Below are 12,983 nucleotides of genomic sequence, written 5' to 3'. Positions count from 1 at the left end.
ATTGAATTATTCAATAAAATTATAGGTCTATCTAACTTATTGGACAATAGTATTACTTATATGAAAGGTGCAAACTCTACTTTTCATGTAGCTGTTACTTCATTTCTTGGTATAATTCCTTAATTGTATCAAAACTATACATTGGTTTAAATTCTGTATCTATTAAATCTTCCTTTGTTGCTTCTCCAGTAAATACTACAGCAGTATCAACACCACTATTTATTCCACAAGCAATATCTGTATATAATCTATCCCCTATAACTAATGTTTCTTCCTTAGTAAATCCAGTTTGTTTTAAACACATATCTACTATTGTTTTATTAGGCTTACCAATATATAAAGGCTCTCTTTTTACTGCATGACCTATCATTTCGCATATTGATCCGCAATCAGGAATAAAACCAAAACTAGTTGGACATACAAAATCTGGATTAGTTGCTATATAATCAATATCCCTTGTAAGTAACAATTCGCATATATTTTCTATCTTTTTATAATTCAATTCATTATCAAAGCCTACTACTGCACAAGCAATATCATCATCTTGCTCTTCTGTAACATTCACATTAAATGTTCTAAGTTCTTGAATAAATGATTTTGTTCCAAGGACAAATATTTTTTTATCTTCATATTTTTCTCTCAGATATAATGCTGTAGCATATGATGATGTTACAAAGCTTGTTTCATCAACTTTAATCTTAAATTTTTCAAATTTTATAATATAGTCTTCAATGCTTTTAGTGGAATTATTCGTTATAAAAATATATTTACCACCTATGCTTAAAACATAATTCATAAAATCTAATGTTCCATCAATTAGCGTAGTATCTAATAGTATTGTTCCATCAATATCTAGTAAAAATAATTTTTTATCTTTTAACATAATATAACTGTCATTCCTTTCACTGTGCTCAAGGCACAAATTTTAATGAAATACATTGGTATAAACATCTCAATTATGTCAATAATTAAGACAAGTATACAGACATACTACAGAGCACGACGGAGTAAGTGTGATTATACCTACTGTAATCCGCATAATAACATGTGCCGAATACATTATTAAGCACAAATAAGTGTGCCATCGAGCAGCTAAGTTAATATTTGTTTAAGCAAAGACCGTTTAAAAGCTTAGGTATTCAGTTAAAGTCTGTATGCTTAATTTTTTTATTTTAAGGTGATAAAATGTTAAAAGTAGTACATCAAATAAGTTGTGGAATTGATGTACATATAAAAGTTTGCTGTTGCTACTATTGCAACTACCGACGTTAATAACATCACAACTTATAAAACCAAATAATTCAACACTTTCACTTCTGATTTGATACAGTTAAGAGATTGGCTATCTCTTAACAATTGTAGTGAGGTTTGCCTGGAAATTACCAGCAAATATTGGATTCCTATCTATAATGGTCTTTAAACTACTTGCAAAGTTACTTTAGCAAACCCTAAATTCATTAACTATCTCAAATTTAATGATAGCCAGTGTAGTTTCTGACACATTAGGGAAATCTGCATCAGTTATTATTAAATATGCTTTAGAGCATCCTAATAAAATTGATATGGATTTTACTGATTTTCTTCACAAAAGCATGATGCATAAAGCTGAGTCTATAAATCTATCAATGCAAGGTAATATATCAAAATAGCAATAGTTGAATCTAAAGCATTGTCCTTTCAAAAATACCAGACTAATTGATGCACAAATTTCAGCATAAATAGTACCATTTAGTAAATCATATTCATAAGTTAATCACTAATTCAACAGGACAATGATCTGAACCTATTACATCCATATGAATTTTGGCATCTTCTAATTTATCTTTTAAATTTTTTGAAACTAAAAAATAATCAATTCTCCATCCAGCATTATTTTTCCTTGCATTAAATCTATATGACCACCATGAGTATATATCTTCTTGATCAGGATAAAAATATCTATATGTATCTATAAAGCCAGCATCTAAAAGTTCAGCTATCTTTCCTCTTTCCTCATCACTAAATCCAGCATTTTTTCTGTTACTCTTAGGATTTTTAAGGTCTATTTCATTATGAGCAACATTTAAATCTCCGCATACTATTACAGGTTTATTTTCTTCAATAGACTTTAAGTATATTCTAAAAACATCTTCCCATACCATTCTATAGTCAATTCTCTCCAAACCTTGTTTTGAATTTGGAGTATATACATTCACTAAGTAAAATTTATTAAATTCTAATGTAATTACTCTACCTTCATTATCATATTCTTTAATTCCCATACCTATCTTCACATTCAAAGGCTCTTCCTTTGTGAATACTGCTGTACCTGAATATCCTTTTTTTTCTGCATAATTCCAATAACTATAATATCCTTCTAATTCTAAATCTATTTGACCTTCTTGAAGTTTGCTTTCTTGTATACAAAATATGTCTGCATCTACTTCTTTAAAATATTCTACAAAACCCTTTTTAACACAAGCTCTTAAGCCATTAACATTCCATGAAATTAATTTCTTCACTTATATATCCTCCCCGTAATATTTTATATAAACTTAGATTCGGTAGGTGCAACAGCAAAGCATTGATATTGCTAATTTTTATGTTTTAAAAAATTAAAAAGGGATTTTACTCCTATTTCGTGGTAAAATATTTTTGCGAAAAAAATTAAAAACGAAAGGAGAGATCCCTATGACAATTATACCACAAAGTAATGTGAATATTGAGAAAGAATTAAGAAACTTAAATGTAAAATTTAATGATAAGAATGTTACATCAGCAGCAACTAAGATCCCCCTATCTTATGCTTAGGTTTTTTATTTATGGAAGGTTCTTGGTTGCACTTTCACTTTTTTCATTTGTGAAAAGTTCTTAGTTGCGCTTTGCGCTTTTTTCATTTGTGTGTATTTTTTAAGATTACTTGGTTATACTCTTAGAAGCGATATTAATTATAAGAGGTGAAATAAAATTATGCGAATACCAAAACATATAGGAATTATTCCTGATGGCAATAGGCGCTGGGCTTTATCCAATGAATTAAGTAAAGATAAGGGATATGAGTATGGAATAAATCCAGGACTGCAAGTTTTTAAATTATGTCAAAAAGAGAATGTTCAGGAAATAACCTTTTATGGTTTTACAACAGATAATACAAAACGTCCTAGCAATCAAAAAGAAGCATTTACAAAAGCTTGCATTGACTCAGTTATGCTTTTAACAAAAGAAAACTGTGAAATATTAGTCTTAGGAAATATTGAATCTAGTTGTTTTCCAAAAGAATTATTACCATTTACTACTAGGCAAAAATTTGGCATAGGTGGTATAAAAGCGAATTTTTTAATTAACTATGGTTGGGAATGGGATTTAAACTTATTAAAAAACAATGATTCTTCCAAAAAACACATTCAGCCATATTTACACTCAAAGGATATTTCTAGAATAGATCTTATAATTAGATGGGGTGGTCGAAGACGATTGAGTGGTTTGTTACCAGTTCAATCAGTTTATTCAGATTTTTATATTTTAGATAATTATTGGCCAGATTTTAAAGAAAACGATTTTTATAATGCACTTTCTTGGTACAATGAACAAGATATAACTCTTGGTGGTTAAATAAGTTGACTCAAGATATTAATGATATAATGGAAATCTTCTATTTCTATACTTTCCTCGTAAATGAAAAATAGAAATAGAAGATTTATTGTTCTTTTAAGCGTCTGTTGCAAAATATTTGATTGGTTATTAACATCTTTTGATTGAATTAAATGATTATATTTAATATTTTTGTACTCCAATATAATTTGTGCTATCATAATAATAAATTTACATTATTATATTGGAGTGAATGTTATGCTTAAAGTTGTTCTAACATATTTATTGATTATTAATTTGCTTGGGTTCTTCATTATGCTTATAGATAAGCAAAGAGCTATTCATAAAGAATGGAGAATACCCGAAAAAACTCTTTTAGGAATCTCTGCTTTTGGAGGAACTATTGGTATGCTACTCGGAATGTCTAGTTTTAGGCATAAAATAAAGCATAAGAAGTTTACAATTGGAGTTCCATTTATACTTCTTATGCAAATTTGTTTAATTATATTTTATTTTAAAGCGTATTAAGATCATAAGGTGTATTTTGATATACACAATAATTTAGCCAATTTCCAAAAACTATACTTGCAGCACCTCTCCATGTATATTGAGGGGTTTCATTTACATCATCATTTTTGAAATAGTTTTTAGGTATTTGTATATTATCTCCCTTCTCTTTATCTCTTATATATTCTTCTTTTAATGTATTTCTATCATATTCCATATGACCTGTTATAAATACACTTCTTCTATCTTTTGTTGCTACAATAAATACGCCAGCATCTTCAGATTCAGATAAAATTTCAAGGTCTGGAATTTTATCTATATCTTCACGTCTAACTTCAGCATGCCTAGAATGTGGTGCATAGAATACATCATCTAAACCTCTTGTAAGATCCGCCTTTTCATTATTTACCCCATGTGAGAATATTCCAAACATTTTTTCTTTTAAAGCATATTTAGGTATATTATAGTGATAATTTAATCCAGCTTGAGCACCCCAACAAATATAAAATGTTGAAAATACATTAGTTTTGCTCCACTCCATTATTTCAGTGAGTTCTTTCCAATATGTAACATCTTCAAATTTCATTTGTTCAACAGGAGCCCCAGTTATTAAAAATCCATCAAATTTTTCATGTTTTATGTCATCAAAGTAACTATAAAACTTATTTAAATGTTCCGAAGGCGTATTCTGAGAAATGTAGCTCTTAGTTTGAAGTAGCTTTATTTCTACTTGCAGTGGTGTATTAGATAAATATCTAAGTAATTGATTTTCTGTTACTATTTTTTTAGGCATTAAATTAAGAATTGCTATTCTTAGCGGTCTTATATCTTGAGTATTAGCCCTCTCATCATTCATTATGAATATATTTTCATTAGATAAAACCTGAAATGCAGGCAATTCTATAGGAATTCTTATTGGCATTCCTAAACTCCCCCTTCTACTTGAATACTTATTGCTTGAAATTAATTTAAAATTATTTTATTTAAGCATCTAAAAAGATATAACTGTCCAAATATGCTTATAACTATTATATCAAAGTTTTATAGCTTATCAACATCAAAAACTTAATATATATTATATATCCAAATTAAGTTTCTTTAATGCATTCGTATGAAATTAACTAATAAATGTAATCAATATCATGACTTTTCTTAAATTAAGGCATATTCAAAAAAATAACAAGTCAGCATGTTAGTATATTTTGCTTCATATTTCTTCGCCTGAAACAAAATATACATCGCATCATGGACTTGTTATTTTCTTTCATATGCCTAAAATCACACAATTGATTATTTACAAAAATTTAATCTTCCAAAATTGTATTTTTATATTAATTATTATGTATAATTATGAATTTTTATATATTTTTATACTTTATTATCAAATAAGCAAAATGAGTATTGTCTATGTTACATGTACAAAAATCTCCCACGTATATTTATGCTATACTTATAAATATATGACAAAAAGGGGGCATACATAATGATATTAAAACAAAATGTTATAGTTGGGTTTATTGGAACTTATACCAAAAATAAAAGCAAGGGAATTTATAGGATTAATTTTGATATGGTTTCTGGTAATATTGAAAAATTTAATTTGGCTTATGAAATAGAAAATCCTACATATTTATCCATTGATAAAGTAAGGCATATTATTTATTCCACTTGCAAAATTGGTGAAAAGTCTGGGGTATCATCATTTAAATATTGGCAAGAAGAAGATAAACTGCATTTGATAAATTTTAATCTATCGGAAGAAAAACCACCTTGCCACTTGAGTATAAGTAATAACAAACAAGTATTAATTTCATCAAACTACCATGAAAATAAAATGCTTGTTTATAATACCTTAGATGGCTTAATTTTAAATTCTCCTATGCTCGGTAGTCATAATGCCTGTAGTATAAATATTTCAAGACAAGAAAAACCTCACATTCATTGTTCTATGTTTACAGCAGATGAAAAATATATCATGTCCGTTGATTTAGGCATTGATAAAATGATAATTTCCAGCTTAGAAGATAATAAGCTTGTTCAAAAAGATGATCTTAGCTATTCATTTCCAAGAGGAACAGGTCCAAGACATATAACTTATTCAAAGGCAAATCCTTTTTATTATGTCTTAAGTGAGCTAACTTCTGAGATTTTTGTTTTTAAATATAACTCAAAATCAGAAATTCCTTTTGAGAATATACAAACTTTAAGCAGTTTACCTAAAGACTATAACGATAAAAAATGTGGTGCTGCTATACGTATTCATAAAAATAATAAATTTTTATACACTTCAGAGAGAGGAAATAATTCTTTAAGCTTATTTTTTATAAACCAAGATGATGGAAAATTAAAGTATGTAGATACTTTTTCTTGCAACGGTGATTCACCTAAAGATTTTCAATTAGACCCAACAGGTAACTTCTTGCTTTGTGCCAACGAAAGTTCTGATAATATTTCTATATTTTCTATTAACCAAACAACAGGTATATTAACATTTATCAAATCAGAAACTATTCCAACTCCCACGTGTATAGAATTTATTTAATCATATAATCATGTTCTAGTTTATTCTTCTCACGGAGTATACTCTTAACATAAAAAGCTTTCTAATTGCAAAACTAAACTGCTATTAGAAAGCTTAAAAAAGTGAATTCTTATTTAGATTTATTTCTTGGACTAGATTTTCTTTTATCTACAACAGTACTTTTCCCTCTGCTAGTTTGAGTTTTATCAGCATATCTACTTTCATTCTTTCCTTTAAATTTTCCTTGCACAGATAAGTTTTTATCGTTTAATTTTCCAGTTTTACTTCCATGCTTTTCTTTTATACTTCTATTTCCTTTATAAGAATTATTTTTATTATTTTCTCCTTGAACTTGTTTTTTTCTATATCTACTGTTATTACCCCCACTATTCCCATGACTCTTATCTCTTATGAGGCACTTAGGACCATCTCCAATTAAATCTGTTCTACCGGCCTCAGTCAATGCCTCATATACTAATGTATAATACTTTGAATTTTTAAATTGAAGAAGTGCTCTTTGCATAGCTTTTTCATGCTTAGTCTTTGGAACATAAACTTCTTTCATCGTCATTGGGTCAAGTCCTGTATAATACATAGTAGTAGCTGATGTTCCTGGTGTTGGATAAAAATCTTGCACTTGCTCTGGTTGATAATTTATATCTCTTAAATATTCAGCTAGTTCTATAGCACAATCCAATGTACTTCCTGGATGAGACGACATTAAATATGGAACTATATATTGTTTCTTACCAATCTTTTTTGTTATTTTCTCGAACTTATCTACAAACTTATCATAAGTTTCACCTGCCGGCTTACCCATGTATTTTAAAACTTGCTTTGAAACATGCTCAGGCGCTACTTTTAGCTTCCCACTTACATGATGTTCAACTAATTCTTTAAAGAATGTATCATCTTTATCAGCCATAATATAATCATATCTAAGCCCAGAACGTACAAATGCCTTTTTAACGCCTGGAACTTTTCTTATAGATCTAAGTAAATCTAAATATTCAGTATGATCCACATCCATATTCTTGCAAACTGCTGGTGATAAACATTCTTTTGCAATGCAAGCCCCAAATGCTAATTGTTTACTACATGCAGGTTTTCTAAAGTTCGCAGTAGGTCCACCAACATCATGTATGTATCCTTTAAAATCAGGAAGTTGTGTAATTTCTTCCACTTCTTGTAATATTGATTCCTTACTTCTACTTTGAACAACTCTACCTTGATGAAATGTTATAGCACAAAATTTACAATCACCAAAGCATCCTCTAGAACTTACTGTACTAAACCTAACTTCTTCAATTGCAGCTATTCCACCTTTTCCTTCATATATAGGATGATAACTTTTCATATATGGAAGCCCATAAACTTCATCTAATTCTTCTCTATTTAAAGGTGCTTCAGGTATATTTTGAACCACATACTTATTCCCATGTTTTTGTACAAGAATATGACCTCTTACTGAATCTTGCTCCTCATATTCAATCTTACTAGCTTCCGCATATTTATATTTATCTGCACAAACATCTTTATAAGAAGGAATTTCAATATAATCCTGTATGTCTTCTAAACTTTCCGTAGCATAACAAGTACCTCTTACATAAGTTATGTCCTTTGAAACTACTCCATTTTTCAAACTTTCTGCTACTGCTACAATTTGTTTTTCACCCATACCATAAATTAATAAATCTGCTGTACTATCAATAAGCATTGATTTTCTTACTTTGTCACTCCAATAGTCATAATGAGCAAACCTTCTAAGGCTAGCCTCAATTCCTCCTATTACAATGTTAATATCTTTATAAGATTCTCTTATCTTATTACAATAAACAATAGTAGCTCTATCTGGCCTAAGCCCCATCTCTCCACCTGGCGAATAAAGATCTTTTTCTCTTAGCTTTTTGCTTACAGTATAATGGTTAACCATAGAATCCATATTTCCTGCATTAACTAAAAAACCATATTTAGGTCTTCCAAGTTTCTGAAAATCATAAAGAGTCTTCCAATCAGGTTGAGCAATTATTCCCACCTTATATCCATGTGCTTCAAGTACTCTTGAAATAATTGCAGTTCCAAAACTATGATGATCTATATATGCATCAGCTGTGACTACTATAAAATCACATTCGTCCCAACCTCTTTCTTTCATGTCTTTTTTACTTATTGGTAAAAACTTTTTTTCATTTACCATATTTCCACCTACTTAATTTTCTATGTTTTTAATTTTCTCTTTCGCTATTATAACATAATAAACTTAATTATGTATCTATATAATACTATTTCATATATTTCCAACTTTTATTGTGTAACACTTTTTAATTATGTTGAATATATTATTACTATAACAAAAGATTAATAGTACAAAGGAGAAATGAATTATGAGAAATTGTTGTAGACGTCACCGTAGAAATTGTTGTTGCAATAACTGTTGTGGATTTAATAATTGTTGTGGATTTAATAACTGTTGTGGATTTAATAATGGATTTAATAATGGATTTAATTTTGGAAACTTGTGGCCTTTCTTATTCTTCTTTTAAACCTTAGGTCCTATAACTTTTATTTCCAAAATTATTCTTAATGATGCGAATACTAATGATAAAGTCTATATCTATACGAAAGAAATTTTGTCACTAATAGATATATTGTCGAATAACAAAATAAATTTTTCATATAAATAAAAACGCATGGAAGTTTAATTTATACACTTTCCATGCGTTTTATATTTTTTATTTATGTATTATCTATTCAACAATCTTATCCATTTGTTTAAAACTGTTATTTTTCAACTAAATATATTTTAAATTAGTTCTTAAATGAATGTATAGGTGCTGGAATTCTTCCACCTCTGTTATAAAATAACTCTGATGATTTTCCGTTTACTTTCATTACAGGTGCTGTACCTAAAAGACCACCAAATTCAACCATATCTCCAACTACACATCCTGGTGCTGGTATTATTCTAACAGCTGTAGTCTTATTATTAATTACTCCTATTGCTGCTTCATCCGCAATCATACCTGCAATTGTTGATGCTGGTGTATCTCCAGGAATTGCAATCATATCAAGACCAACTGAACATACGCATGTCATACCTTCTAATTTTTCTAAATTTAATGATCCACTATTTACTGCAGCTATCATTCCTGCATCTTCTGATACTGGTATGAAAGCTCCACTTAAGCCTCCAACATGACTACATGCCATAACTCCACCTTTTTTAACTGCATCGTTAAGCATTGCAAGTGCTGCAATAGTACCATGAGTTCCAACTTGTTCAAGACCTATTTCTTCTAAAATTTCTGCAACCGAATCTCCAACAGCTGGTGTTGGTGCAAGAGATAAGTCAACTATACCAAAAGGTACATCTAATCTTCTTGACGCTTCTTTTGCAACTAATTCGCCCATTCTAGTAACTTTAAATGCAGTTTGCTTAATTGTTTCTGCAACAACGTCAAAAGATTGCCCTCTTACTTTTTCAAGAGCTCTCTTAACAACTCCTGGTCCACTTACTCCAACATTTATAATTTTTTCAGCTTCTCCGATTCCATGAAAAGCTCCTGCCATAAATGGATTATCTTCAACTGCATTTGCAAATATAACTAATTTTGCACATCCAAATCCCTTTGCATCCTTAGTAAGTTCTGCAGTTTGTTTTATAACATCTGCCATGTCTCTTACAGCATTCATATTTATTCCTGATTTTGTACAACCTACATTAACAGATGCACAAACTTTTTGAGTTACTGCTAATGCTTCTGGAATTGACTTAATTAAAATCTTGTCTCCCTTAGTGCAACCTTTATGAACTAATGCTGAAAAACCACCTAAGAAATCTATTCCTAAAGTGTGAGCTGCTCTGTCTAAAGTTCTTGCAAATTCAACATAATCAGTTTCATCTGTAGCCCCTGCAATTATTGACATTGGAGTTATTGAAACTCTCTTATTAACTATTGGAATACCAAATTCTGATTCTATTTGTCTGCCCACTTCTACTAAATGTTCAGCAGATTTTGTAATCTTATCATATATTTTAATTCTAGCTTTATCTCCATCTGGATCTATGCAATCAAGTAATGAAATACCCATTGTTATAGTTCTTACATCAAGTCTTTCTTCTTCAATCATTTTTATGGTTTCAAGTATATTATTAGTATTCATAAGCCCCTCCTAATTATAATGAATGCATTGACTTAAATATTTCTTCTCTTTGTACCTTTATTTCCACCCCAAGTCTTTCACCTTCAACTGTAAGCCCTGCACGAACATCTTCAAAACTGCCCTTCATCTCTTTGCAGTCTAATACCATTATCATAGTGAAAAAACCTTGCATTATAGTTTGATTAACGTCTAATATATTAATGCTATATTCTAACATTTTTTGACTAATCCCTGCTATAATACCAACTTTATCTTGCCCAATTACTGTTAATATTGCTTTCATGCTTATCTACTCCATTCATAAGTTTATTTTTTAAGATACTTTACTAAAATATTAAATCCAATTCGCATTGAATTGGATAATATCATGATTGCTATATTTATTCTATAATTTATATTATATTTTGTCAATTTTTACAGAACATTTTATAACATTTTTTTCTTTTTATTCGTGTTACTACTATTTATTTTTGAAATTCAAGGCCTCTATGTATAATCTACACATATTCTATTTAATTAAGCAGCAAGTTTAATTTATTATACTTACTGCTTTAGTGTATCTTCAAAAAAACTATATTTTTAATTTATATTATTTCTTTGCATTTAGTTTTGTAGCACTTAAATGTTCACTAGATATTCTTTCTTTATTTTTAGATTTTGTATAATCATTTGAAAAATATACTCTTAGACTTTCATCATTACTTTCTGCATTAACTTGATACATTATGTTTTGTACATAACCATGTATGAAATCATCTTTGCTAAAAAACAAATTTATTTCCGTTCCAACTTTCGTAATAACGTCTATTACATCTTTCAAATCTTTTGATTCTTTTGTAAAAACAATATCACCATTATCTACAAGACAAAACTCAACTTTCATAGCTTTCACCCCTTCCTTTTATTAACATAAAATAATTATTTTTATTTATTCATAATATAGCATGATATTTTTCTATTATCTAACATTGAACTTTGTTCAATCACGCAATTTTGTATGATGTTCTGTCTGCTCAACTAAATTCAGGTGAAGTATAGGACTCCACCTGAAAAGTTGCACTTTATTTTAATATCTCTTCAGTTTATCCGATAGCTAGCCTCCGTAACACTACTCTATATATGAAACTCCTCGTCCTAAAGTCATAGAAGTACTCACAGAGTAAGCGACCATCATCAAATCATAGACTTGAGATGTCTGCTTAACCAATTCACACTAAATCATAGATGCACAGTATGAAAGTTCGAGCACCCGAATGCAAGATTCAGACTCTCACTTTTAGGTTCTCTGCTTAATTGGGAGATAACGGCTGCACGCTCCTGGATAAGTTCTTCTAAACTTCAGGTGGAGAATTGTATTCCTATTACGAGAACTCCATCTGAAGCTAAGAATCACTTTATGTAAGAGATACAAAACTCCAGCTTATTTAACCTTATGTTTTAGTCCCATTCAATTGTTAATATTTCCAATTCACCTTCCTTAAGTGATACTTTATATCCATCAGTTATTAGCCAAGTAGCCAAATCTGTAACCATATTTTTTCTGATCTCATCCCGCTTGCTTATGGCAAAAACAGCAGAAACCTTATTAATTCCAGCTTTTTTACCCTGTTCTATGTTTCTCAATATTATGTTCTTATTTTCGTTTAACTTTTCCTCATATTCATTCACAATATTTCCTCCCTCCAATATTTTATTTAATAATTTAATTGCTTTAGAAATCCTTTATTACTAAGATCAAGCATCAATCCTTACTTATACTTATATAATTTTATGACATGAATTTTTAAATTATTCTGCATTTTATAATTTAACAATAGAAAGTTGCCTTAAATGCAAATAAATTTTTGCATTTAAGGCAACTCTTTCAACTTCTTTTTCTTTATGGATATATTTATTTATGATTAAACTCTAAAAATAGATATATCCCACTATGCTCCATAGCTGTAGAAAATACAATTTAAGTTTCTGCATTCCCAAACTTTTGCAATTTGCCACCAAAAGCATCTAACTCTAAAATTGTATGATAAACTAACTTAATGAACATAGAATATTTGCCCGTTACACAAGTACATTCTAACATTCTGGAGTATACCCTATTTGATAGACACATAGAAAAGTATGTATAATAAGTACAGATAAGGATGTGTTAATCAAATGACTAAAAGAAAGAAATTTTCAGTAGAATACAAGATGGAAATAATAAAATTAGTAACAGAGCAAG

General features: G+C 29.3%; 12 protein-coding genes and 1 pseudogene. 4 read left to right on the top strand and 9 right to left on the bottom strand.

Annotated elements, in window-relative coordinates:
- Positions 1-94 precede the first annotated feature (94 nt).
- Positions 95-883, bottom strand: coding sequence for an HAD-IIA family hydrolase (locus tag LLF98_RS05180; protein WP_291701544.1), 789 nt, complete (start codon positions 881-883; stop codon positions 95-97).
- 859 nt (positions 884-1,742) lie between these two features.
- Positions 1,743-2,501, bottom strand: coding sequence for an exodeoxyribonuclease III (locus LLF98_RS05175; protein ID WP_291701542.1), 759 nt, complete (start codon positions 2,499-2,501; stop codon positions 1,743-1,745).
- Positions 2,502-2,949: 448 nt separating this feature from the next.
- Between LLF98_RS05175 and LLF98_RS05170 the strand changes: the two genes are divergently transcribed.
- Together LLF98_RS05170 and LLF98_RS05165 are read left to right on the top strand one after the other, a co-directional pair.
- On the top strand, positions 2,950-3,591 hold the full coding sequence (locus LLF98_RS05170; protein ID WP_291701539.1) for an undecaprenyl diphosphate synthase family protein: 642 nt from the start codon (positions 2,950-2,952) through the stop codon (positions 3,589-3,591).
- Between the two features lie 237 nt (positions 3,592-3,828).
- Complete coding sequence (locus tag LLF98_RS05165; protein ID WP_291701537.1) at positions 3,829-4,098, top strand: DUF1294 domain-containing protein; 270 nt, start codon at positions 3,829-3,831, stop codon at positions 4,096-4,098.
- Here LLF98_RS05165 and metA read toward each other — a convergent pair.
- On the bottom strand, positions 4,085-4,999 hold the full coding sequence (metA, locus tag LLF98_RS05160) for a homoserine O-succinyltransferase (RefSeq protein WP_291701536.1): 915 nt from the start codon (positions 4,997-4,999) through the stop codon (positions 4,085-4,087). The two genes, LLF98_RS05165 and metA, sit on opposite strands and share 14 nt — an antisense overlap.
- A 561-nt stretch (positions 5,000-5,560) precedes the next feature.
- Here metA and LLF98_RS05155 point away from each other — a divergent pair.
- On the top strand, positions 5,561-6,619 hold the full coding sequence (locus LLF98_RS05155; protein WP_291701534.1) for a lactonase family protein: 1,059 nt from the start codon (positions 5,561-5,563) through the stop codon (positions 6,617-6,619).
- 109 nt (positions 6,620-6,728) lie between these two features.
- Here the strand turns inward: LLF98_RS05155 and LLF98_RS05150 are convergent, their stop codons facing one another.
- Positions 6,729-8,795, bottom strand: a complete 2,067-nt coding sequence (locus tag LLF98_RS05150; protein WP_291701532.1) for a YgiQ family radical SAM protein — start codon at positions 8,793-8,795, stop codon at positions 6,729-6,731.
- A 187-nt stretch (positions 8,796-8,982) separates the two neighbouring features.
- On the opposite strand from LLF98_RS05150, the gene LLF98_RS05145 reads away from it, so the two are divergent.
- Positions 8,983-9,141, top strand: coding sequence for a hypothetical protein (locus LLF98_RS05145; protein WP_291701529.1), 159 nt, complete (start codon positions 8,983-8,985; stop codon positions 9,139-9,141).
- Positions 9,142-9,406: 265 nt separating this feature from the next.
- On the opposite strand, the gene LLF98_RS05140 is transcribed toward LLF98_RS05145, so the two are convergent.
- The 5 genes and pseudogenes from LLF98_RS05140 to LLF98_RS05120 all read right to left on the bottom strand — a co-directional run.
- The gene (locus tag LLF98_RS05140; RefSeq protein ID WP_291701528.1) at positions 9,407-10,762 is read right to left on the bottom strand and encodes a PFL family protein; all 1,356 of its coding nucleotides are present in this window, start codon (positions 10,760-10,762) and stop codon (positions 9,407-9,409) included.
- A 13-nt stretch (positions 10,763-10,775) separates the two neighbouring features.
- Positions 10,776-11,045, bottom strand: a complete 270-nt coding sequence (locus tag LLF98_RS05135) for an ACT domain-containing protein (RefSeq protein WP_291701526.1) — start codon at positions 11,043-11,045, stop codon at positions 10,776-10,778.
- Positions 11,046-11,351: 306 nt separating this feature from the next.
- On the bottom strand, positions 11,352-11,645 hold the full coding sequence (locus tag LLF98_RS05130) for a hypothetical protein (protein ID WP_291701524.1): 294 nt from the start codon (positions 11,643-11,645) through the stop codon (positions 11,352-11,354).
- 554 nt (positions 11,646-12,199) lie between these two features.
- Positions 12,200-12,430 (bottom strand): hypothetical protein, encoded by a 231-nt coding sequence (locus LLF98_RS05125; RefSeq protein WP_079441911.1) that lies wholly within the window; start codon positions 12,428-12,430, stop codon positions 12,200-12,202.
- Between the two features lie 289 nt (positions 12,431-12,719).
- A pseudogene (locus LLF98_RS05120) lies at positions 12,720-12,842 on the bottom strand (Lrp/AsnC family transcriptional regulator); the annotation flags it as partial.
- Positions 12,843-12,983: the final 141 nt, after the last annotated feature.

This window comes from Clostridium sp., from assembly GCF_021372645.1.
Classification (GTDB): domain Bacteria; phylum Bacillota; class Clostridia; order Clostridiales; family Clostridiaceae; genus Clostridium.
This window is presented reverse-complemented; position numbering and strand designations above follow the sequence as displayed.